Here is a 24,979-nt window from a genome sequence, read left to right as displayed (position 1 = left end):
GGTTTTGCCCCCTCTTTTAGATTCAAAATTCAGCTATTATTGACGTTTCAAGCTGGACAGGTATTCAACAAGAGCATCCACCTGATCATCATTTAACTTCAGGTTAGGCATCAAGTTACCAGGCTTCACTGATTCTGGGTCCTTCAACCATTCAGCAACGTGTTGCTTGTCGTTAGGCAACACACCTGCTACAGTTTGGCGATTACCAAAATTAGTTAAGTCTGGACCAATTTTACCACCATTGCCATCAACAGCATGGCAGGAAATACAGCTTTGTTTAAAGACTTCTTCCCCTTGCGTTGCAACAGCTTTATTTTCAGCAGGTGCATTTTCACCTTTTGTCATTTGTACTACCCATTTATCAAACTCTTCTTGTGATACAACCTTTACTTTGAAATCCATCAAAGCATGAGACGGACCACAGAGCTCGGCACATCGTCCTTGGAAGGTTCCTTCAACTGGACTTTCTAGCCACATATGGTTGGTCATACCTGGGTTTGTATCTTTTTTACCGCCCAGTGCTGGTACCCAGAAAGAGTGAATAACATCAGAAGCCTCTAAAGAAAGGTACGCTTTTTTGTTGACAGGGATGTATAATTCCTGAGCAGTGTTAATTTTTAAATCTGGATATTCAAACTCCCACCAGAATTGGTGTCCTGTTACCTTGACTTGAAGAGCATCCTTGTCGTTTGAATAATCCTTTGCCAATGTAAATGTTGTCGAAACCATCGGAATCGCAAGAACAATCAAAAGAATGAAAGGGATAACCGTCCAAATAATTTCTAACTTGTGGTTTCCTTCGATTTGTTCTGGAATACTGTTATCGCCCTTACGTTTACGGTATCGGATCAATACATAGGTAAAGATAACGACAACCACAGTGAAGACGCCTAACATGATGGTAACACTAAGCTTAATCAAGTCATATTGCATGCCTGCTACAGTCCCTTTAGGCTGCAGTGCAGACAGATAAGGGTCGCCACATCCAGTTAGTAAAAGCGCTACCATTACTAACATAGGAAGCAGGCGCCCGACTTGCTGCAATCGTCTCATCATTGCGATCTAGCCTCACTTTCTCTCCTTTTTACCTTTAATAGACTTACTAATAGTAATCACACTAAGTCTACTAATGCAATCATGTTTGTTATCTATAATGTGCTCCGTATATTTACCACTAGAGGCAATAGTTATTATGTAAATTTGGTAAAAAGAACAAATCATGATAACAAATCTTTCTTCTTACTAAATGAAAATTTTTACAAACTGAGTTATCTGTTCCATTATAGCCCCCTTCTCATTCATATGTAGCGTCGTTTTGCCGCAATTGTAAATAAACAATAAATTGAGGCTAGACTGACAAAAGCTAATTTTAAAAACAGATACATCTATTGTAAACAATTTCCGGCTGTTTTAGGAAAAGAGCGATAAGAATTCACAAATTGTTCATACAAATGTAACTCTTTTGACTCTGGTGACTCTTTCCTTTGTGATTTTTTTCATTGATCACAAAATAATCATATCATGTTTTGCAAACGCTATCAAAGAGCGGAAAACCCATGTTTTCCGCTCTAGTTTCCTTTTTCTCCATTTTTGATGCTTTTTTGTTTTGCCTTGAAGTTACTGCAATGAAATCGCTTTCGTAACATTAGGCAACGTTTCAATCTGTTCAATTGCTTCGGCTGGTATCTCCTCATCCGTTAGTGAAACCAGCAACGCCAGCTTTCCCTTTTGTTCACGAGAGACGTTCAATTTTGAAATGTTAATTTCATGCTGCGCCAAAATACGTGAAACATCGTGAATAACGCCAGGGTAATCATGATGGTACACCAATAACCCATGAGTCTCTGCTGTTATACGGCACGCGTATACATTCATCTCACTTATAAAGGTTTCTCTATAATCCTTGGAGAACACATACTTGTTGTCTCCCACGATAAGCTGGGCAACATGACTGGCGTATTCCCCTGTACTATTTTCTATTTTTATTTGCATATCTGGATTTAATTCGTGCAATCCGGCAAGTAACAAAGTAACAATTTGCTCTCGGTCATCTGCGGTCATGATGGTAAGTGTTACTTGTTCCATGTTGGACTCAAAACGCTCCACTAATTTAGCCAATGAGCGTAGCCCTGAGTAGTCTGTCATACTGTTTCCCCTCTCGTCTGTCAATGTATCATATATATACATCGTCCGAGGATAATTAGCAATGCCTACAGAAGGGAAAACTCTACTTTTTTACATATTTGCACTTCCTCTGTGATCTTCACCATGTATGCCAATACTCTCTAATCTCCTGCGAGTGTCTGAGCTGCCTAAGTGGTAAATAAGCTGATAGATCTGATCAAGAGCCTCATCATATTCCTCAGGTTCGCCGCCTAGGTCTTCGTCGTAGGCCATTTCAAATAACTCCTGAAGCTGTCTAATCTCGCCTGGTGTAGCTAATACTTCATAATCAAAAGACGTATCTGTAGGATTGTCGATAATATCTCCCTTTACAGAATGAGGGTGAATGGATAAATAATATGGTTTTTTATCAGGAGCTGGTGTTGTTGACAAGTAAGACATCTCCTTTCTTTACCTGCTTTTTTCTTTCTTTATGCCCTGCTCTCTCCTTTTCCATACCTTTCCATACAGAGCCTGACTAAAAAATGCTCGATGGACTAAGCCTAAAAGATTTGTACAGATCTTGCTACTGCTGCGATAAAGTGATCTGCTCCCTGCTCTACACCATCAAATGGCATCTATCTCCATGTACTTGTTTTCCTTTAGCAACGCAACTCCTTTTTTGCAAACACCGTAAGATAACCAAGAGCAGCCTGCACAAATCCGATCTAAGTCGGCAGGCTCCACCCTGTTTTTTGTCCGCTCAATCAATTCAGACTTGCGGTATATATGTCCAGGTATCAGACCCAGTTGCTCAAGAGCAGCCAAATCCATTGCCTGCACATGCTCTTCTGAGGTTGGGTCAGCTACACAAATCCCTTCTCCTTTATTCGGACAATATTGACAGGTATCATCTAAAGCATGAACCACTCGAATAGGGAAATCGTCTTGATGATCCCTAATTCTTTCAACAATCTCCTTCATTTTGACCGCAAAGGCCGGGCTATAACCCATTCCCCTAAACCCATGTACACACAATAAATGATGTCCGCGTAATGTAATACTATTTTTGGCATCTCTATCTGTTACCACCCAACCAGCTCCCGTGTCATTTCGACTATAGCATGTAATCCCCCAAAGCCCCACCTAAAAACGAATAAAAAAATACCCCATCCAAGCAAACTGCTCGAACAGGGTAAAGATTTGGATTGGGTAGTAAGTGAACTTTGTCTATGAAAAAAACAATATGGACAAAGATCCTTGCATTCATAATACCATCTTTTCTTATTTTTGAACAAATGTAATTATTTCTTCATAGGGATATTTATTCCCTGCTTTCTGACCTCTTCCAATTTTATCCTAATTATAACTTGATACTGATTAGCTTTAATTCAGTCATTTCTTCAACAGCATATTTAATGCCCTCACGACCAAAACCGCTTTCCTTAACACCACCATACGGCATGTTATCTACGCGGAATGTTGGAAAATCATTAATCATGACGCCACCGACCTCAAGCTCTTCGGCCGCTTTCATCGCTGCATGAATATTATTTGTATAAATACCTGCCTGTAGGCCATAACGAGAATCATTAACCATTGCAATTGCTTCATCTAATGTTGAAAATGGGGTTATCATTACTAGTGGTCCAAACACTTCTTGGCAAGATACCTTTGCATGAGTAGGCACATCGGTTAGAATCGTTGGTGCATACAAACGCTCAGCCAGTCTTTTCCCACCTGTCACCACGTTAGCACCTAAGCTCTGAGCCTGACTAACCCATTCCTCCATTCGATCAATTTCTTTTGGAGCTATTAAGGAGGACAGATCCGTTGCCTCATCAAGCGGATCTCCCACTACCATCTTCTCTGCGGCTAGCTTCATCTTTTCCACAAAGTCTGCAAATTTGCTCTCGTGTACAAATATCCGTTGTACAGAAATACAAACCTGTCCTGCAAATGTGAATGCACCAAATGTACAACGATCAATCAGCTCTTGGGTCAACTCTACATCATCATTGATAATCAGTGCCGCATTGGAGCCTAATTCTAAAGTAACGCGTTTTAATCCTGCTTTTCCCTTTAGAGAGATTCCAACCTCTGGGCTGCCAGTAAAGGTAATAGCCGCAATACGTGGGTCTGTAACAAGTGCCTCTCCAACTACGCTTCCTTTCCCTGGCAACACATTAAGTGCCCCTGCTGGTAAACCTGCTTCTTCAAAAATCTCAGCCAATACCAAGGAGGCGAGTGGAGTTTGCCCAGCAGGTTTTAAAACGACTGTATTACCGGCAGCAATAGCTGGGCCTACTTTATGTGCTACGAGATTATATGGGAAATTAAATGGAGTAATTGCCCCTACAACCCCGATTGGCTTGCGTACAGTAAAAGCAAGTCGGCCTTCTCCGCCAGGAGCGGCATCTAACGGAACGGTTTCACCGTGAATACTCCGGGCTTCTGACGCAGCAAATTTATAGGTTTGAATGGTACGGGCTAGTTCTGCTCGACCAGTCTTCAATGGTTTAGCCGCTTCTAATGCTAGGAGTCGAGCTAATTCTTCCTTGCGATTTTCCATAATCGCCGCTGCTTTTTCCAGAATGGTAGCTCTTTGGTGGGCAGGCATTTTCGCCATAATCGCAGTTGCCTGCTTTGCCGCCTCAATCGCTTCCTCTACATCATCTCGATCAGCCTGACCAATCTGTGCAATGACTTCTTTCGAAAATGGTGATGTAAGTGCTTGGTATTCCTTTGCTTCCTTCCAAGTACCGTTGATATATAAATGCTTCTTCATGTTATTTTACCTCCGTCGCTACTGTTGATTGATACATGCTGACTAAAAGACGGTTCATTATGCTTAGACCTTCTTGCAATTGCTCATCAGTAATAACAAGTGGTGTCAAAAAGCGTAACACATTCCCATGTACACCTGCTGATAGCACAATGACACCTTGTTCACATAAGGCTTTTGTATAAATAGCCGTAAATTCTTTCATCGGCTGCTTGGTCGAAGGATGAATAAGTTCAATGGCACACATTGCCCCTAACCCGCGAACTTCTGCGATAATCGGCACCTCTTGTTGTAAGGCAGTAAAATTCTCCATGATTTGTTCACCAATCTGGCGAGATCGTTCTACTAGATGTTCTTTTTCTATCTTCTCAATAACAGCTAGGGCGGCCACGCATCCAAGCGGACTTCCTCCATAGGTTCCGCCAATTTCTCCAGGCGCAGGTGCGTCCATAATTTCCGCACGTCCGAGAACTGCACTGATAGGTAAACCAGCCGCAAGAGACTTAGACATAGTAATCAAATCTGGCTCAATACCAAAATGCGTGGAGGCAAACATCTCACCGGTGCGCCCAAAGCCTGTTTGTACCTCATCGGCAATAAATAAAATGTTATGCTTGCGGCAGATGTTATATATGCCTTGCACGAATCTTTGATGTGGAACTATAAAGCCACCTTCGCCTTGTACCGGCTCCATAATTACTGCAGCCAATTCTTCTGGGGCTACTTCTGTGTACAGGAAATCCTCAAATTTTCCAACACAGAACTCAGCATACTCCTCTTCTGTCATACCAACTGGACGATGTAGGGGATAGGGAAACATCGCTTTATAGATAGCTGGTGCGAACGGACCCATTTGGAATTTGTATGGCTTCACTTTACTGGTAAGAGACATGCCGAGCAATGTTCGCCCATGAAATCCGCGTGTAAATGAAACGATACCTGATCTGCCTGTATATTTACGAGCAATTTTTACGGCATTCTCAACTGCCTCTGCCCCACTGTTCAATAAAATTGTTTTTTTCTCAAAAGAGCCTGGAGTGATTTCTGCCAATTTTTCAGCAAGAGCAAGATAGGGCTCATACATCGCTACATGAAAGCATGTATGAATGTATTTATCTAACTGGGCTTTGATGGCTTCAACGACTTCCTCCGGGCGGTGCCCTACATTCAATGTTCCAATTGCGCCTGCAAAATCAAGCAACACGTTACCATCTACATCATGAACCAATGCCCCATCTGCCTTTTCTACAAAAATAGGAGAATTATTACCTACACCTTTAGGTACATAGGTCTTTCGCTTCTCAATCAGCTCCATTGATTTTGGTCCAGGAATGCTGGTGTTTATGGATACGCATCTAGTAGTTGCCATGTTATACTCCCCCTTCATATTTTGGCTACGCTTTTATATATTTGCTACTCAGCCAATTTTCTACTATTTTATTATTAGCAATTATCGTGCCAAAGTATTGAAGCGGAGAAAATAACATGACCATACAAAACACTCTATCTAGAAATCAGATTTTTATTCATTTATAAATAATTATTCATTTTTGAATCGTTTTATCTGATACTTTTTTACCTTCCTCACTACAGAAGGCTGACTGATTCCTAACATCTGTGCCATTTCTACCGTTGTCTGGCAAATGTTAGCTGCCTGTTCTAGCATACTTTTCTCTAATCTCTCCACAGCTTCTTTCAGGGGAACAGTTGGAGGTAAGGAATGTTCACCTGAGAGAATTGCAGGAAGACGTAACGAACTGATTTCAGCTGGTAGATGTTCGGCTGTTAGCGTATCCTCGTCAGCAATGACAACTATTCTTTCTAAAACGTTCTCAAGCTCTCGAACATTACCCGGCCATTCATATTGCAGGAGTACTTGGGTCGCTTGAGAGGAAAGTCGCTTTTGTAGCCCGTACCGATCATTTAAAGAACGTAAGGTCCATTTCAAATGGGCAGCGATATCTTCCTTTCGCTCACGTAAAGGTGGTATTCGTAACGGAATCACATGTAAGCGAAAGTACAGGTCTTGGCGGAACGTCCCATTCCTGACCATTTCCTCCAAATCTCGATTCGTAGCCGCAATTAGGCGAAAATCCACCTCTCGATACGTAGTGCTTCCGATACGCTGTAGCCGCTTTTCCTGAATGACTTTTAACAGCTTGGCTTGTAAGGACAAGGGTAGCTCTCCCAATTCATCTAGGAATAGGGTTCCCTGATTAGCCCGTTCGATTATCCCCATCTTCCCGGCTTTAGCAGCTCCCGTAAAAGAACCTGCCTCATAACCAAATAGCTCAGACTCTAGTAGTCCATCGGGTATTGACCCGCAATTAATTTCCACCAATTCTCCGTGTGAACGACGGCTTCTCTGATGTATTTCCCGGGCGATAACGTTTTTCCCCACGCCTGATTCCCCTAAAATAAGAACCGTTGAATCTACCCCCGCTACTTTTTCTACTAAACGATAAATTTCTTTCATAGCTGGGCTAACTGCTACAACTTGATCGGAACCACTATTTTTCTCACGCAGTTCCTCAATCTCATTTTCGAATTGCTTCAATTGCTGTGTTAGATTTTCATAGCGGCGTTTTAATTCAAGAATCTCAGTCAAATCATGTGAAAAACTAACTACACCTTCCAATTCATCAGGCGTATTCCAAATGGGAAAGGCAGACACCATCAGCTTTTGCTTATAAATCGTCTCCTGCATCATTGTCTGGGCTTCCCCTGATTCCAGAACCAAACGAGTAGCGGACGGAGAAAAAATTTTAGCTTCCTCCAATTCCCTTACATTTCGTCCAAGTAATTCCTGTTGCTTTTTACCATAAATAGCTTCGCACGTAGGCCCAACTAGCCGAACTACACCATCTCCATCGGTAATAAGCAGGTGCTCATGCGAATAGTGGACGATCTGTTCTAAAATACGACCCATCCATTTGTCCGTGTCTGCCTTGTCCATCTTTATCCTCCGTAAATCTTTTCCTCCATCATAACACGCCTGCTATGAAGCGAAACGCTCGGCCTCTTTCATTGCAGCCAGAATTTCTACTAGATATTCCCAAATGCGAGTCACTGAATCAATTTCAACATGCTCTTGTGGGGTATGTGCCCCATAAATATTTGGCCCAAAAGAGATCATATCTAGGTTGGGATTTTTCTCTGCAAATACACCGCATTCTAAGCCAGCATGAACCGCCGTAATTTCTGGTTTTTGACCATTCATCTTTCCATATACCTGCTCACAAATCTCCCGAATCACAGAATCCGGGCGGTATGCCCACTCTGGGTAATCGGAATCGGTGATAAGCTCAGAGCCTGTTAAGGAGGCGAGCATTTCCAGCTGTTTCACAATAGCTCCCTTTAAGCTAGCCACAGAGCTTCTTACCTCATTTTCCAAATAAATGTAAGTGTCATCTGTTCGTATAACACCTAAATTCGTGGAGCTTTCTACGAGTCCTTCGATTTCTTGGCTAATGCTTTGAGCTCCATTTGGTGTGAGCATCAGAGAGGCAAGTACATGTTCACATGTCTGGGTAGAAAATACACGCTTTTCTTTCCCTTGTGCTTCTGTGAGTTTGACACAAACCTCTGGATCACTTGCCCGTAATTCTGTAACAAATCGTTCTTGAAGATCGCCCACTAGCTGCTTTGCTTTTTCTATTTCTTCCTTTTTTATATACAAAATGGCCTCTGCCTCTCGGGGAATCGCATTGGTTTTCATTCCACCTTGCACATGTTGGAGCTGATAAGGAATCACTTGCTGAAGACCATGCAGCACACGACCTAGCAGTTTATTAGCATTGCCGCGACCCTTATGAATCTCAGCCCCTGAATGCCCTCCTTGTAATCCATGTACAGACAATCGAAATGCGGTACTTTGGTCATCGGCGTCAGCCCATTCTATTTCAAGTCGTTGTCTCGCCGTGACACCACCTGCACAGCTTACCAGCAAACGTCCTTCTTCTTCCGAATCAATATTAAGCAGAATGGAGCCCTTTAATTGATTAAAATCAAAATGCATAGCCCCACCCATTGATGACTCCTCCTCGGTGGTTATAAGTGCTTCTAGGGCAGGATGCATGAGAGTCGTATCAGCTAGCAGAGCAAGCATGTAAGCTACGGCTATACCGTTATCTGCACCTAATGTGGTCTCCGTAGCATATAGCATATTGTCCACTACCCGTAGCTGAATGGGATCTGTTAGAAAATTATGTACGGTTCCTTGATTTTTTTCACAAACCATATCCATATGCCCTTGTAAAATAATGGTGGGCAATGCCTCATAACCTGCGGAAGCTGGCTTGCGAATCACTACATTTAATGCCTCATCCCGTGTAGCATCTAATCCATGCTGTGCCGCAAAATCTAATAGATAGGTACTGATTGCTTGTTCATTGCCTGATCCCCTTGGAATTTTTGATATTTCTGCAAAATAATGAAATACGGGATGCTGTAAAACTTCCTGGAGTGTTTTAGCCATATGTAGTCCCTCGCTTCTAAATTAGTAGATTAGATGATTGCTTTAGATGCAGGAAAAAGCCCTCTTATATGAGAGCTTTTCCCTTTTCTTCCTGCTTGTTACGTTAGATAGAATTTTTACGCTTTTTTCTCTGTAAGCGTCATAAATTCATCAATGTTTGCCAAAGCAGCATCTACAGCACTTTGCCAGAAATCTGGTTGTGTCAAATCTACATGTAGATGAGCCTTCGCCAGATCTTCTACTGTCATGCGACCTGTGTCTTTTAAGAAGTCAATATATTTTTCCTCAAAGGAAGCCCCTTCTTTTTGTGCCTGCGCAAACAAACCAGCACTTAACATGTATCCGAATGTGTATGGGAAGTTATAGAACGGAACATCACTAATATAGAAGTGAAGCTTAGCGGACCAGAAGTTAGGGAAGTATTCGTCTAAAGCTCCCGCAAATGCGAACTTCTGCGCTTCTTCCATTAGTTGATTCATTTCTTCCGCACTTAGCATTCCATTCTTGCGTTGTTCGTAGAATTTCTTCTCAAATGTAAAGCGAGTAAAGATATCCATAAAGAAGGAAACGGCATCACCAAGCTTATCATCGATCATGGAAATACGTTCTGCATCAGATTTGGCATTTTTTAAGGCAGCATCCTTCACGATTAATTCTGCAAAGGTGGAAGCTGTTTCGGCAACGTTCATGGCATAATCCTTCGCCAGCTCAGGCAAATCCTTCATTACATACGTGTGATAGGAATGTCCCAATTCATGAGCTAGTGTAGAGGTGCTAGACATACTACCGTCAAACGTCATGAAAATACGCGTTTCTTTGCTGGACTGTAAATCGGTGCAGAAGCCACCTGGTCGCTTACCAGGACGATCCTCAGCTTCAATCCAATGTTTTTCAAAAGCCATTGTTGCGAATTCAGCCATTTTTGGACTAAATTTCTCAAACTGCTCTGTAATGAATTGGGCTGCTTCATCATAGCTCATTTTGCTGGTACTGCCAGGCAATGGTGCCGTCCAATCGTAGAAAGACAGAGAATCGATGCCAAGTAATTCCTTTTTCCGTTTTAAATAAGGAACGAGGCGCTCACGATTCTTCTCTACAACCTCCCACATGACATTCAGCGTCTTCTCACTCATACGACAAATCTCGACCGGCTCTTTCAAAAAGTCATCCCATTTACGCTCTTTATATAAGGCTAAACGGAAACCACTTAAATGATTCAATGCTTTTGCGCATAGGTCTTCATTTTCAGACCAAGCTTGCTTCCAATTGGCAAACATCTGCTTGCGAACTGTAGGATCAGTATCAGATAGCAGGTTAAAGGCTTGCCCAACTGATAAATTCTCAATTTTCCCATCTTTCTCACTTGGGATATGCATGCGTCCAACGATCACGTCATATAACTGCGACCATGCATGATACCCATCTACTGCTAAGTTTCCTGCCAAAATCTCTTGCTCAGTAGGAAGCTTAGCTGCCCCTAATTGACGGCGCTCATCTAGAATAAAAGCAATTGGTTTCATACTATCTAACGCTAGGAATTGCTTCCAAAGCTCCTCAGGCACTTCTAAAATGTACTGATCAAACAATGTTCCTGTTTCTTGATTTGCCGCTCCTAATTGTGTTACACGGTCACGTAGGAAATGAGCTTTTCCATCATGTACATTCTGTGCCTCAAGGCAGGAGACGAATGAACTTGCCTGCATCCAATCAGAGCGTACTTGTTCAAAACGTGCTACAATCGCTTCTAATTTTTTTAGCTGCTCTAGCGATGTAGGAGCTTCTAACGCTTTTAAATCAGCCGTTAAAGAAGACGTTTGTTCCTTTAATTTATCCAAGAATGCAGCAAATTCCTTTGATTCGCTTCCTCCAGGAAAGATGCTATCTAAGTCCCATACGGGTTTAAGATTTTGTAGCATGTAATATCCTCCTTTGTCTTGGCAAAACTCGCCTGTTATGTATAAGTCTTAGCTCTCATTGTACCTGTTTCCTGCTAGAATGGTATGCTTTTTTTACCGAAAAAAATTTTTTGATTGTAAACGATAACGCAAAACTAGGTAAAGGTGAAAAGCAAGGTGCCGGAGTGTATAACCTGACACCTCGATGCAAAAGGCACCGCTACATTTGGCGGTGCCAAGCTGATCTCTTCTTTTCTTATGAAGTGAGTTCAGTTGGTGCTTTCCATTTCCGATAGAAATAGATCGTGAATATCAGCGCCATGACCATAGGTACACCATGTAGGATACCTACTACCCATATCGGCAGCATGATTTCAAATAAAGGGGAACAAATTAGCATTCCAAACGCAAATCCAATTGTTTGCAAGGTGGAGGATACTCCAAAAACACGACCGCGCTTATCATCTGATACCTGCTGTAGGCGTGAGTTATAGCAAATGGCCGATATACCATCAGATACTCCCGCTAGGAAAGCACAGATAAGCAGAAGATACGTTGTAGAGAACGCAAACAGTAAAATAAAGAAGAACGACATTAAAATCGTCGAGATGCCAAATGCTTTTTCGGTAAATACTTCCTTAGCATTTTTAGAATGCTTACTCATAAAACGAGAACCGACAAGATTCCCAATTGCCCAGATTCCCCATATAAAGCCCATAATCATAGAGGGATTGTCCGGCTTAATCATAGACGAATAAATCGGTATCCCTACATTATGCGCTGCGGAACCAAACGTATCAAATAATCGAATCGTCATTAAAGATAATAAAACAGGAATTACACGTAAATACCGATAAATAAACGAAAACTCTGAAAAAAACGAAGCCTTTTGATCTGATTGAGTTCGTGTTTCATTCGTTTTAATGGGGAGGCTAATTAGGTTCACAGCCGAAAGCAAATAAGTCAGGGAGTCAAGCAAGAAAATATTTTGATAGCTTAACAGATTAATGAGAATCCCACTTGATAGCATCCCGACAACCATGGCAATGGCTTGCCACGACTGTAATAAAGCATTGGCTCTTACTCTATTTTCTGGTGACACAAGCATAGGAATACTGGATTGCATGGATACGTTAAACATCGAGCTAAACATTCCCATACCAAAGATCACAAAATACAGCATATAAAAATGATATTCCTGTGGTGTAATAAATAGAGAAAAGAGAAGACAAAACCTTGCAACGTCACTAATAATCATTAGCTTTTTACGGTTAAATTTATCTGCTAGCATACCAGAATAAAAACCTGCTAAAAAGCTTCCCAATAAACGAACAGCCATAAATAATCCCATGTAAACAGCACTGCCCGTTAATAGGTACACATACAGATTTAGCGCAATCATATCTAAATAACTGCCTATATCTGAAATGGTTCTTCCAGCAATCAACTGGTAAATGTACCGCATTTTATTATTCTGTCCTGCTGGAATTGTTGTTGTCATGTTCTTTCCTCCTACACCTTAACCAATTTCTCGATTTCAAATGTGACTAGCTCGCACGCCTTTTCATAGACTTGTTCAATATGTTCATAGCTTTCTCCACGCATCCAGCACATAACGAGAAATACTTCTTCCTCGTCCCCTCTTATCTCTGCTCCTATTGGATAGACTTGTGTTACTCTTAATACCCCAGGAATTTTTTCAAGCTCCTCTAGTCCGTTTACCGCTCGAAGAATCCCGCTCTCCTTTGGATATAAAGTAAACATGGCATGAGGAGTTTGTTCTTGGTTTGGTAGAGTCGGTAATTCAAAGGTTCCTAAAACAATTCCCAATTGGGCTTTTACAGAATCAAATCCAAGCATTGTTTCTAAGCTATCCTTAACACACATACCACCTATACGTGGATTGATTTCTAATACCTGTGGGCCTAATTTTTCGTCATAGCGTAATTCAACATGGGACAACGAATTCTTTAAGCCAACAGCGCGAACGGCTTCCACTGCATAATTCTTGAGCTCCTCAATTTCCTTCTCCGTAAAGCGAAGAGGGGGAACGACCAGAAGATGCTCATAGAACACCTGCTTTTCTTCTGTGACTTTTAGCTTATCATGCACAAGTAGAGGAATGATTTCCTTCTCTGTGATCACCATCTCTACACTAGCTTCCCGACCATTCATATATTTTTCCACTAGCATGCAACCCATCGGATTAAAATCAATAAGCTTCCCATCCTTCGTCGCATAGGTGTGACAGGATGCATAAAGATTGGAATAATTACAGTCAGGTAGCTTTTGCAGGGCGTATGTAAAATTATCCCTTACCTCTTGTTGATTGTGGGATTTGAGAATTAAATGCGAAGCAACTCCGTTAATCGGCTTTAAAATCACCGGATAGCCAATCCGTTCCGCATGGGCGACTGCTGAATCTACATCGACAGCTAGTCCATAATCAACCGTTAGCACTCCCGCATGTCTTAGTGCGTCACGCATAAGGTATTTGTTATTTGTACGATACAACGCATCTGAGTCCTGAGATGGTAATCCTCTTTTTTCTGCTATCTTAGCGACATCAGCCCCTAATAAACCAGCGCTTGAAAATAACCCAAGAATACTAAGTACAGCAGAAATTTTATATGTTTCCTCAAGCATGCACATCTTTTTTTCTAATTCCTCATAGCCAAAATCAGTAGTCTCCATTATTTCGGCAAATAAAGCAGGAATGTCGTTTTCTGCTTCTAATTGAGCGATTTTCGTTCTTTCATGCTCTGTGAGAGGGCGAGTAATGATTGCACACTGGTATCCCATTTTCGTAACATGAACAGCGCGATTAATGGTAGGAACTACCGAGAGATTTTCAATAAATACGATTAATTCTTTCATATCAATGCCTCCATTGGATTATCATCCCCGTCAAGATAATGAGACACAATGTATCCGTTTTCATTTATTTCATGAAGAGGTGGTAGCATCGTGTTATCAGAGAAATGTAAGAAATCAGCCGCTTTATATGGTGTAGTGGAACGAATATACCGTTGACCATCAATCTCTACATAATCGAGCTGAGAATTCGTACCGACTCTATGCTTTCCAATAGGGGTTACATAAACATAATGCGGAGCAATGCTTCCAGAGAAAGCGGATAGTTCACGTATAATATCAATTCCCTTTTGGACTGATGTACGGAAATGCTTAGCGCCGACTACAGCCATACAGTGGAACAGATAATAAGGCACAATCCCATTACAGAGAAACAGCTCTATTAATTCTCGCATCGTTTTGGTATTATCATTAATATCTTTCATCAAAACGATTTGTCCTCTTATCGTAATACCTCGGGAAATGATCTTTTGCGCAGCGCGAATAACTTCTGGGGTAAGTTCATCTGGGTGATTTAGAGATAAGCCAATGGAAAGGTTCCTGGATAAACGTGGATTTTCATAGTTAATTTCATTAAATTCTGATAACATCTCTGCTGTTTCATCCGTGATGTTTTCGGGAGCAAATAGAATATTTCTGGTGCCTACCCGAATGTTTCGTACATGATCAATTTCCTTGATTTGCTGTAGAACCTTATGCAGTAATGTTACATCGAGAAACGGGTCTCCGCCGGTAATTAATACCGTTTTAATCCGATCATCATTGCTTATATAGTTGATCGCATCTGCAATATTTTCATCTGACATCCGCTTGGCTTCTCCCGCTAACGTACGGGTTTTCTTAAAACAGTATCTACAATAGGCAGAACATTCAAAATAGGGAGTTAATACTGCTCGATCCTCGTATATTCTTTCAAGTCCGTATATTCCTTTATTATTTTTACCCTCTTCAAAAGGCTTTTCTGTGCCATATTCTAATGCTTCATAGGGACTTGGTACAAATTGCTTGGCTACACCCTGAGATTGCTTCACAATCTTTGCTAGAGAAGGACTAATTTTGGAACGGAATTTTTGCATTACCTGCTTCTGCATCTCTCTTGCTCTTTCAGAAACGATTGTTTCCGTCATTCTTGACATTTTGTTACCTCCCTTAATATAATTTGATTTTTCCATTTAAACCTTATATTTAATTTACATTTTTGTCAATAATAGGTTTCTTGCTCGTTCATAAGAAAAAAGATCGGGGAATTCCCGATCCTTCTAGAAAAATTTATTATGATTTTTGAAGTATCTCATGTTTTTCCAAAATCCATTCTATCAACGGACTCTCTTCTGGCAACTCACAATATTTCATGATCGTTTCCTTCAAGCCTTGCTGTCTAATACTATTTTGCAGCTCGACTGCTTCTGAATCTTGTTTGTAGTCAAACGAAAGAGCCGCTGCTATTCCCAAGCAAAGTGCCTTGGGCTCCATTTGATAAAACAATGCTTGACGAGCTGGATTAATAAAACGATCGTTACAGCCCAACTTACGAATTGGCGAACGCGCAATACGTGTCACTTCATCTTGTAGGTGTTTATTTTCGAAGCGACGAAGGATTTTACTAATATAGGCAGCATGCTCTGTTGCCTGAAAACCATATTTTTTCTGCAACACGTTACCCGTTTCTTGCAATGTTTCTTCTGTTAATTGGCGAATCTGTGGATCTTTCATCGCTTCTTCTATATAGGAATAACCTTTTAAATAGCCAAGATAAGCCGCTGTAGCATGTCCTGTGTTAACCGTGTATAGTTTCCGCTCAATATAGGGTTCTAGATTATCTACATACATAATATCAGAAGATTCAGGTAATTTACCTTTTGCCTGTGATTGATCGATGACCCATTCGAAATAAGCTTCCACCATCACCATTAGCTGGTCATCATTCTTTTGCATCGGAACAATTCGGTCTACAGCAGAATCTGGAAACCCAAATTGTTGATCCGCTCTTGCCTGCTCTGATTCATGTAAGTGACTATACACGTATTGCTTAAGTAAAGTGCTTCCACCGATCGCATTTTCACAGGCAATGATGTTAAGTGGCTCGCTGATTTGATTCATGCGTTCCTTCATGCCCCAGGCAATTGATTGAGAAATGTATGGGAGAATATGAGGCCCAACCGCTGTCGTGACGAGATCGGCAGTAGCAATGGCTTGAACTACTGCCTGTTCGTCTGCTCCATGTAGGGCACTTACATGTTGAACCGTGAATTCTTGTGTTTCTTCTTCAGCGATCTGTACGGTATAAGATTTACGTTGGTTTATTTCCTTAACAAGCTCCTCATTAACATCTACAAAGCATACCTCAAACCCTGCCTGTTCTAGTAACAGTCCAATGAAGCCTCGTCCAATGTTACCTGCTCCAAAGTGAATGGCACGCATCCTACATACCTCCCTTGATGATATCCATGATCTCTTCATCGGTAGTAGCATGAACCAATTTCTCTACATTTTCTTCCTCGGATACCACAATCGCTAAATCAGACAAGATATCCAGATGCTCATCACCTACACCTGCAATACCGATCAATAAACGCGCTTTATTCCCTTCCCCAAAATCTACTCCATCTGGAAGCTGTACAATTGAAATTCCTGTACTTTTAATCAATGTCTTTGCCTCATTCGTACCATGAGGAATTGCCACACCATTGCCAAGATAAGTGGTTAACAGCTCTTCACGCTCTTGCATTTTAGTAATATAGTCCGCTTCAACATGACCTGCTTGCACTAATAGTTTACCTGCTAGCTCAATTGCTTCTTGTTTGTTGTTCGCTTTTTGATTTCTAGCAATTACGATGTTTGTCATAGGTGATTTCCTCTCTCTTTAACTTTTCTGAAACAAAACTGTTTCAATTTTTCTATAAAGTAGGTTTTAATCTCGATAGGCTGCTTGTTTTCTATTACATTCATTGTCTCTTCTTCAATTAATAAAGAGCTGATTTCACTCAGAATTTCTGTTCCTTCACTCCGCATTTCTTGTGGACTCACCAAAATTAGTAATTTAGTAACACTCATCTCTTCCCCATCCATCGACCGGCGAATGATCGGTTCTTGTAAATATCCAATGGAAAAGGAGGGTTGTACGATTTCCGCACTTTTTACATGATAGAGAACCTGCGTGGTACCTGGTATACCAAGACCGCTTTTCTCCTCGCGTTCTAGTAATTTACGAACAACCTTTCGATAGTCACGCATGATCCCAAGATTCTTTAATTGTTCACATATCGTTTCCAGCGTTTCGATAATATCCTGGCTCTGGTTATTTAGTTGGACATCATACCAGCCCTTGCAAATAGTTAGCGTATACCTAAAGTAGGATTCGCCTGCCTCCATATGATCCAGAATTTTTTCTATCGTTTGCGGTTGACTAGGCTTAGCATCATTCAAAGGTTCTATTGGTACCTGACTGAGGAAATTCCGAATACTAGCAATTTCTTCACGTGATAATAACGGGCTTACTGTAATGTACGGCTTCTGCTCAAATGGGACAGGAATCGTTGAGATAATTAGGTCATACTTTGTAAAATCAATTTGATGTACCTCAAAGATAGAAGCATGTTTAAAAACTTCTATTTCTGGAATTTCTGCTTCAATCCGGTCTGCCAGCATACGAGAAGATCCGATCCCGCTTGAACAAACGATTAGTGCCCTGTATTTGGTACGTGTTCTCTTTAACCGCTCCATTGAGGAACCAAAATGGAGAACCAGATAAGCAATCTCCTCCTCTGGAACCTGTACAGGGGGAAATGCTTCCTTGACTGTTTCCGCTATCACTTTGAATACTTGCTCATAATCTTGTTTGATTTTATGGAGCAACGGATTGCGAATGTGCATGCCTCGCCTCATTCGATTCATTGCCGGCTCCAAATGAGTTAAGAGTCCTGATAACAATGAGCGATCTTCATAAAAATTGACCCCTAATCTTCTTCCGGCACCCTCCATTAGCTTCTGTGCTACGGCGGTTACTTCTACATTATTGATCTCTAATAGATCATGCTGACTCATTCGTAGCTTAGATCCTTGGAGATGCATGGTGATGTAAGCAATTTCTGCTTCAGGAAATGGAATGGTAAAGGTACCTGCTAATTCATTAATGATTTGCTTAGCAACTTTATATTCGGCTTGCCTTTTCAAATCTTCAAAGTAATGCTGATCAATCTCGATATGCTCGCCTTTCATGAGTCGTTCAATCATGAGGGACAAATGAACTACTAAAGCAATATAGGAGCTATCAGCTAATGGATAAGGCAAATCCTTCCGTACACGCTGTAGTGTATTTTCCACAGCAATCAATCTGTCTCGTTGAATCAGACCTAATAACTGCTCGGAAGCACTGTTTACCCTTTGAGCCGTTTTTTGCTGGATATTCTCTTTTAATAATCCAATGAGTTGTGTTTCATCTAAGTTTTCGGAGAGTAGGGACATCATGGCTTTTCTCTTTGCTGCCTCCGTCCCCTTCAACTCAATGCCGTATCCTCTGCGACGTACCAAATGTAACTGCAAACCTCTAACCCACTCTTCCAATTGATCTAAATCGTGACTAATAGTAGGAACCGCCACCTTCAGATTATGTGCCAGCAAAAATAGCTTGATGGGTTCGTTGGCCGCTAGCAGGGTACACAAAATAATACTGCGTCGCTCCTCAGGGCTAAACTCCCTTTGGGTCACTTGAAATGCCTCTTGATGTTGCTCTGGATTAGATACATGCTTGGAGGAATGCTGTATAGCCCTCTCCAGTGCTCGTTCTAATCGCTCTTTATCTTGTTCCGCTCCTTGGAGAATCAAGCCAACCCCCGACCGTTTCATTAGGTGAAGTCCGTACTGCTCCATCAGTGGTTCTATCTCAGGTAATTCACGGTGTACAGTGCGTGTGCTCGTATGGATTTCATCAGCAATTTTAGCAATCGTAATCCCGTTGTTCTCCCGTAGTAGTATCATGATCATCTGTTGTTGTCTCGCTGAAATTTGCACATGTACACCGCCTTTCTCATGGATTTCCTATCGATTACTTACTTAGATAGGTGGTTAACTCATCATATTTAGGACTGCTTAGGAAATTATCTACCGAGATATGATGCGCTTGGGGTACCGTTTGTTTAGCACGTTCGGTCAAAGATTTATGTGTAACAACAATGTCTACATTCTTTGGTAAATCATTTATTGCTTTATTTGTTACTTCTACATCAATGCCTGCCTTTTGGAACTTCTTGCGTAAAATAGAAGCACCCATAGCACTTGAACCCATTCCAGCATCACAAGCAAAAATTACTTTTTTCACCTGTTCCTTTGCAGGTAAAGCATTGCTAGTGGCAACTTGGTCTGCCTGATTTTTTACGTTAGCGCTTACAACAGCGCTTTCTTCTTTGTTGTTTTTCATTGCTTTCATTTGTGCAGTTGCTTTGTCTAGTCCATCCTCTTCATCTGATGCAGCCGAAGCTTTTAAGAATACAGATGCAAGTAGGAAAGAAACGATCGTACTAATGACTACCCCGGCTAATACCGGGAATAATCCACCTTTTGGCGCCATAGCAGCTATCGCAAAGATACTACCCGGAGATGCAGTCGCTACTAAACCGGCACCTAACAATTTGAAAACAAATACCCCACTGATGCCACCGCCAATTGCTGCTAGAATTAGCTTTGGCTTCATCAAAATATAAGGGAAATAAATTTCGTGAATCCCGCCTAGGAAGTGAATAATTGCTGCACCCGGAGCGGATTGCTTTGCTGCACCACGCCCTACCAGCCAATAAGCTAGCAGGATTCCAAATCCAGGACCCGGGTTTGCTTCAAGCAGGAAGAATATCGATTTACCGGTTTCTGCCGCTTCTTTTAATCCAATAGGGCCTAAGATTCCATGATTGATTGCATTATTTAAAAATAAAACCTTTGCCGGTTCAATGAAGATACTAACTAGCGGTAAAAGCCCCAGATCAACAATAGCTTGAACGCCTGCCGCTAAAGCATTTGTAAGAGCAGAAACAACAGGACCTACACCTGTGTAGGCAATAATGGCCAAAATCGCTCCAAGAATCCCCGCTGAGAAGTTGTTCACCAGCATCTCGAAACCTGCCCTGATCTTCCCTTCAAATAACCCGTCCACCTTTTTCATAGCGTATCCGCCAAGTGGACCCATGACCATCGCGCCAAGGAACATCGGAATTTCTGCACCAACGATAATGCCCATTGTAGCTATCGCACCGAGTACGCCACCGCGTACATCATAGATCATTTTACCGCCCGTGTAGCCAATCAGTAACGGCAGAAGATAAGTGATCATAGGGCCTACCATTTTACCCAATTCTTCATTAGGAATCCAGCCGGTCGGTATAAACAGAGCAGTGATCAGTCCCCAAGCAATGAAGGCACCGATATTTGGCATGACCATCCCACTTAGAAAACGTCCAAATTTTTGAACCTTTACTCGTAGACCTGTATCTTGAGACTGCTGTGCTGCTACAGATGTCTGATTCATAATCATACTCCTTTCAAACACAAGCTCCATATGAGTAACAATAATGTCTTGTTCATGACTTAATACTAGAATGGTCTCGTTTCTTATTCAATAAAATGAAAATCTAGTTCCGTCATGAAGAATGTTGACAAAAGTTAAATTAATAGCGGAAAAAGGCTTTGTTATAAGGCATTTCCAATCTCCTTATTTGGCACTTTATGTAGATAGGAAAGCATGAATCTCTTTTTCGAATATGTGACTGAAGAGGATTAGGAGCAATGTAAGCAGCTACTCAAGTGATTTGGACTAATCAAGCAACAGTAAAAAAGCTTGACCATAAAAAAGGCCAAACCATTTCTTATCTATATCCAAATTCCATTCCTTTCTATCGTAAAAAGGAATGAGAAATAAAAAGATTGCATGCCGATTATTTGTCACAATAAAATAGCCAAACCCTCCTGAATCCAAAGTGGAGAGTTTGGCTTTATCAACTATCTATTATCTATTATTTAATGACCTGAAGCTGATTGGTTCTGCCTTTCTCAATTAATTCATAGGCACGTTTAACTTCTTCCTCTGAGGGAGAGCGCTGTCCTTTTAATGGATACGCTTTGCCTAGCTCCTCCCATTTATATATACCCATTTCATGGTAAGGTAGAATTTCTACCTTTTCCACACCTTGGAGGGAGCCGATAAATTCCCCCATTTCAAGCAAATGACTAGCCGAATCCGTAATACCTGGGATCAACACGTGACGAATCCACATTTTTTTGCCGCGATCAGATAAAAACTTGGCAAATGCTAATGTCCGATCATTTGGTTGGCTGGTAAGCCAGATATGCTTTTCACGATTCATCTGTTTTAGATCAAGAAGGACCAAATCGGTCACTTCCAGTAATTTATCCGCCTTAGCTGTGTCACAGAAGCCTGAAGAATCTAGCGTAGTGTGAAGACCCCATTTTTCTTTAACAGCAGTAAAAACCTCCGTTACAAAAGGAGCTTGTAAGGTCGGCTCTCCACCTGTGACTGTCAGACCACCACCAGAGTTACGATAGTAATTCAGGTAGGGTTCAATTTCAGCCAAGACCTCGTCTACCGTCATCTCTGTTCCACCGCTTGTATCCCATGTATCTGCATTATGGCAAAATTTGCATTTTAAAGCACAGCCTTGCAAAAATAAGACAAATCGAATACCTGGACCGTCTACAGTACCAAATGTTTCAAGGGAGTGAATTCGACCTTTCATGTTGATCAATCCTTTCTACACAACAGCAAGAGAAGGAAAGCTGTTCTAAGTTAGTGTGTTATGCTCCGTCACTTTCCTTCCCTTGCTGTTGTCCGAAGCAGCCAGCTAGCTGCCTCGGAAACAGTCGGGATACATGTAAGCCTAGATTTTGCCATGGAAAGTACGGTTGATAACATCTAATTGCTGTTCACGAGTCAATTTGATGAAGTTAACCGCATAACCGGATACACGAATTGTTAATTGTGGATATTCTTCTGGGCGTTCCATCGCATCCAGCAATTGTTCACGGTCAAATACGTTTACATTTAGGTGATGTCCACCATCTGGTGTCATGTAACCGTCCATCATCGCAACCATATTAGTAACGCGAGATTCTAGGTCTTTACCCAACGCTTTTGGCACGATTGAGAATGTATTAGAAATACCATCCAAGCTATGCTCATACGGAAGTTTAGCTACGGAAGACAAGGATGCTAAAGCACCTTTTTTATCGCGTCCATGCATTGGGTTCGCACCCGGTGCAAATGGTTCGCCAGCTTGACGTCCATCTGGAGTCGTACCTGTCTTTTTACCATAAACTACGTTGGAGGTGATTGTGAGTACTGACATTGTTGGCAACGCATTACGGTAGGCTTTATGCTTACGAATTTTGTTCATGAAGCGCTCCATGATATCAATTGCGATGGAGTCAACACGATCATCGTTATTACCATATTGAGGATATTCGCCTTCTGTTTCGAAATCGACCGCAATACCTTGTTCATTACGAATCGGTTTTACTTTCGCATACTTGATAGCAGATAAGGAGTCTGCTACTACGGATAAACCAGCGATACCGCAAGCCATCGTGCGAAGGATTTCACGATCGTGCAATGCCATTTCAATACGCTCATAAGAGTATTTATCATGCATATAATGAATTACGTTTAGTGTATTCATGTATAGCTTAGCGAGCCATTCCATAACATTGTCGAACTTCGCCATGACTTCATCAAAGTCAAGCACTTCGGAAGTAATAGGAGCGAATTGAGGTCCTACCTGTGTGCCTGATTTCTCATCCACACCACCATTAATTGTATAAAGCAGTGCTTTCGCAAGGTTAGCACGTGCGCCAAAGAATTGCATTTGCTTACCAATTCTCATAGCGGATACGCAGCAGGCGATACCATAATCGTCACCAAAGTATGGACGCATCAAATCGTCGTTTTCGTATTGGATAGAGCTTGTTTCAATGGATACTTTTGAGCAGAACTTTTTGAAGTTCTCAGGAAGATCTTTAGACCAAAGAACAGTCAAGTTTGGCTCTGGAGCCGGACCAAGATTATAGAGTGTATGCAAGAAACGGAAAGAGTTTTTCGTTGTGCGAGTTTTACCACTTAACGACATCCCAGCGATGGATTCAGTTACCCAAGTTGGGTCGCCGGAGAATAACTCATTGTAATCAGGAGTACGCAAGAATTTAACAATGCGCAGCTTCATGACGAAATGATCAACTAATTCCTGTGCCGCTTCTTCTGACAATGTACCCTCAGCAAGATCACGCTCAATGTAAGCATCTAAGAATGAGGAAACACGTCCTAAGCTCATTGCGGCTCCATTTTGTTCTTTAATTGCAGCTAGGTAGGAAAAGTATAGCCATTGGAATGCTTCATGTGCGTTCTTAGCAGGCACAGAGATATCAAATCCATGTTCTTTTGCCATCAATTTTAGTTCTTGAAGGGAGCGAATTTGTTCGGCGATTTCTTCCCGTAAACGAATAACATCTTCTGTTAAAGCATCTACTTCTAATTGTTGGAGGTCGCCTTTTTTCTCAGCGATTAGGCGATCAACACCATATAAAGCTACGCGACGGTAGTCACCAATGATGCGGCCGCGACCGTAAGCATCTGGAAGACCTGTGATAATACCTGCACGACGAGCCTTTTTCATTTCTTCTGTATAGGCATCGAATACACCTTGGTTATGGGTTTTGCGAATATCGGTAAACAACTTAATGATTGATTCTGGCACTTCAAAGCCGTACGCTTTGCAAGCATCAATCATCATGCGGATTCCACCGAAAGGCTGAAGAGAGCGCTTGAATGGTTCGTCTGTTTGTAAGCCTACAACCTTTTCTTTATCCTTATCCAAATAACCTGGTTTATGGGAGGTAATAGTAGAAGGAGTGTTAACATCTACGTCAAGAACCCCACCATTTTCACGTTCTTTTTTTGTTAAGTCAGAGATGATGTCCCATAGTGCTTTTGTATCAGCGGTAGCACCAGCCAAAAATTTATCATCGCCATGGTAAGGAGTGATGTTTTCTTCAATGAAGTCACGAGTATCAATCGTTTTCATCCATTTCCCTGGCTTAAAGCCTCTCCATGCGTGTTCAAATGTTTGCAGGTCTTTCTCTTGAATCGCCATCTTACATACCTCCTCAAGTATTGGCTCGTTGTTCTGTACTCGGCAGCACAACTCTTTACATGAGGTGTCTCTGCCTGTAACGAAGGCCATCTATATGATTAAAAAAGCTATTGAAGGATTTAATGCGTAAAAGAGCTTGTTTCGATTCTGAACAATTGCTCTTTACAGTTTCATCATACAAGAGAGATTGCGCCTCGGTGTGTGAAAAAGATCACATATGCACCTATTTTGTGATATGGTTCACAAATTTGTTTCATTTCATTCATAAAACTGTTTTAACACCAAAAACCGTTGATATATAACACATTTCGGATCGTAAAAAAAGAAAAATGATACAGATTTTATACCTGTATCATTCATTTTCACCTGCACTCCATATTAATCGAAACAATATTATCTATCACCTGTAATGGATAGGTTTTGACCTGGCCTGTGTCAGGCGCTTGAACCTGACCGCTTTCTAAGCAAATCTTCCAATCATAGAGAGGATCGTAGACATATTTGCCAGAAACGATCCCTTCTGATAAAGGTCCTCCTCGATACGGACTTTTATCCTCAAGCGCATACATACTCCCATCCGATAATCGAAAGACGCAGACTTGCTCCTCTCCGATCTGTACCACTCTCCCGAGTTGAACAGGGAACTCTTCCACTCGTCCAATCGTTATTGTTTTAGTGAAATCTCCCATGCTGTTTTCCC

Annotated in this window: 19 protein-coding genes; all 19 read right to left on the bottom strand. The window is 41.5% G+C overall.

Going from position 1 to position 24,979, the window contains the following annotated elements:
• Positions 1-36: 36 nt before the first annotated feature.
• The gene (gene coxB / locus BRLA_RS05140) at positions 37-1,056 is read right to left on the bottom strand and encodes a cytochrome c oxidase subunit II (RefSeq protein ID WP_003335081.1); all 1,020 of its coding nucleotides are present in this window, start codon (positions 1,054-1,056) and stop codon (positions 37-39) included.
• 561 nt (positions 1,057-1,617) lie between these two features.
• Positions 1,618-2,145 carry an ACT domain-containing protein gene (locus tag BRLA_RS05135; RefSeq protein ID WP_003335082.1) on the bottom strand — a complete coding sequence of 176 codons (528 nt, stop codon included), beginning with the start codon at positions 2,143-2,145 and terminating at the stop codon, positions 1,618-1,620.
• Between the two features lie 90 nt (positions 2,146-2,235).
• Positions 2,236-2,565, bottom strand: coding sequence for a hypothetical protein (locus tag BRLA_RS05130; RefSeq protein WP_003335083.1), 330 nt, complete (start codon positions 2,563-2,565; stop codon positions 2,236-2,238).
• Between the two features lie 165 nt (positions 2,566-2,730).
• Positions 2,731-3,195, bottom strand: a complete 465-nt coding sequence (locus BRLA_RS05125) for a DUF1284 domain-containing protein (RefSeq protein ID WP_003335085.1) — start codon at positions 3,193-3,195, stop codon at positions 2,731-2,733.
• Between the two features lie 271 nt (positions 3,196-3,466).
• Positions 3,467-4,891, bottom strand: a complete 1,425-nt coding sequence (locus BRLA_RS05120) for an aldehyde dehydrogenase family protein (RefSeq protein WP_003335086.1) — start codon at positions 4,889-4,891, stop codon at positions 3,467-3,469.
• A gap of 1 nt (position 4,892) precedes the next feature.
• Complete coding sequence (gene gabT / locus BRLA_RS05115; RefSeq protein WP_003335087.1) at positions 4,893-6,257, bottom strand: 4-aminobutyrate--2-oxoglutarate transaminase; 1,365 nt, start codon at positions 6,255-6,257, stop codon at positions 4,893-4,895.
• Between the two features lie 171 nt (positions 6,258-6,428).
• Positions 6,429-7,844 (bottom strand): sigma-54 interaction domain-containing protein, encoded by a 1,416-nt coding sequence (locus tag BRLA_RS05110; protein WP_003335088.1) that lies wholly within the window; start codon positions 7,842-7,844, stop codon positions 6,429-6,431.
• A 42-nt stretch (positions 7,845-7,886) separates the two neighbouring features.
• Positions 7,887-9,365, bottom strand: a complete 1,479-nt coding sequence (locus BRLA_RS05105; RefSeq protein WP_003335090.1) for an aminoacyl-histidine dipeptidase — start codon at positions 9,363-9,365, stop codon at positions 7,887-7,889.
• A 116-nt stretch (positions 9,366-9,481) separates the two neighbouring features.
• Positions 9,482-11,281: a M3 family oligoendopeptidase gene (locus tag BRLA_RS05100; protein WP_003335091.1), complete on the bottom strand. Its 1,800-nt coding sequence runs from the start codon at positions 11,279-11,281 to the stop codon at positions 9,482-9,484.
• A gap of 235 nt (positions 11,282-11,516) precedes the next feature.
• On the bottom strand, positions 11,517-12,761 hold the full coding sequence (locus BRLA_RS05095) for an MFS transporter (protein ID WP_003335092.1): 1,245 nt from the start codon (positions 12,759-12,761) through the stop codon (positions 11,517-11,519).
• A gap of 11 nt (positions 12,762-12,772) precedes the next feature.
• Complete coding sequence (locus tag BRLA_RS05090) at positions 12,773-14,137, bottom strand: ATP-grasp domain-containing protein (RefSeq protein ID WP_003335093.1); 1,365 nt, start codon at positions 14,135-14,137, stop codon at positions 12,773-12,775.
• Positions 14,134-15,270: a KamA family radical SAM protein gene (locus tag BRLA_RS05085; RefSeq protein ID WP_003335094.1), complete on the bottom strand. Its 1,137-nt coding sequence runs from the start codon at positions 15,268-15,270 to the stop codon at positions 14,134-14,136. Before BRLA_RS05085 ends, BRLA_RS05090 begins: the two co-directional genes overlap by 4 nt.
• Positions 15,271-15,406: 136 nt before the next feature.
• Positions 15,407-16,555 carry a mannitol-1-phosphate 5-dehydrogenase gene (locus tag BRLA_RS05080; RefSeq protein WP_003335095.1) on the bottom strand — a complete coding sequence of 383 codons (1,149 nt, stop codon included), beginning with the start codon at positions 16,553-16,555 and terminating at the stop codon, positions 15,407-15,409.
• 1 nt (position 16,556) lies between these two features.
• Positions 16,557-16,979: a PTS mannitol transporter subunit IIA gene (locus BRLA_RS05075; RefSeq protein WP_003335097.1), complete on the bottom strand. Its 423-nt coding sequence runs from the start codon at positions 16,977-16,979 to the stop codon at positions 16,557-16,559.
• Positions 16,976-19,144 carry a BglG family transcription antiterminator gene (locus BRLA_RS05070; protein WP_003335098.1) on the bottom strand — a complete coding sequence of 723 codons (2,169 nt, stop codon included), beginning with the start codon at positions 19,142-19,144 and terminating at the stop codon, positions 16,976-16,978. Before BRLA_RS05070 ends, BRLA_RS05075 begins: the two co-directional genes overlap by 4 nt.
• Positions 19,145-19,178: 34 nt before the next feature.
• Complete coding sequence (locus BRLA_RS05065; RefSeq protein WP_003335099.1) at positions 19,179-20,648, bottom strand: PTS mannitol transporter subunit IIBC; 1,470 nt, start codon at positions 20,646-20,648, stop codon at positions 19,179-19,181.
• A 484-nt stretch (positions 20,649-21,132) separates the two neighbouring features.
• Positions 21,133-21,873: a pyruvate formate-lyase-activating protein gene (gene pflA, locus BRLA_RS05060; protein WP_003335101.1), complete on the bottom strand. Its 741-nt coding sequence runs from the start codon at positions 21,871-21,873 to the stop codon at positions 21,133-21,135.
• Positions 21,874-22,014: 141 nt separating this feature from the next.
• Positions 22,015-24,279 carry a formate C-acetyltransferase gene (gene pflB, locus BRLA_RS05055; RefSeq protein WP_003335102.1) on the bottom strand — a complete coding sequence of 755 codons (2,265 nt, stop codon included), beginning with the start codon at positions 24,277-24,279 and terminating at the stop codon, positions 22,015-22,017.
• A gap of 362 nt (positions 24,280-24,641) precedes the next feature.
• On the bottom strand, positions 24,642-24,968 hold the full coding sequence (gene nirD / locus BRLA_RS05050) for a nitrite reductase small subunit NirD (RefSeq protein ID WP_003335103.1): 327 nt from the start codon (positions 24,966-24,968) through the stop codon (positions 24,642-24,644).
• Positions 24,969-24,979 lie beyond the last annotated feature (11 nt).

This window comes from Brevibacillus laterosporus LMG 15441 (assembly GCF_000219535.2).
In the GTDB taxonomy this organism is placed as follows: Bacteria; Bacillota; Bacilli; order Brevibacillales; family Brevibacillaceae; genus Brevibacillus_B; species Brevibacillus_B halotolerans.
This window is presented reverse-complemented; position numbering and strand designations above follow the sequence as displayed.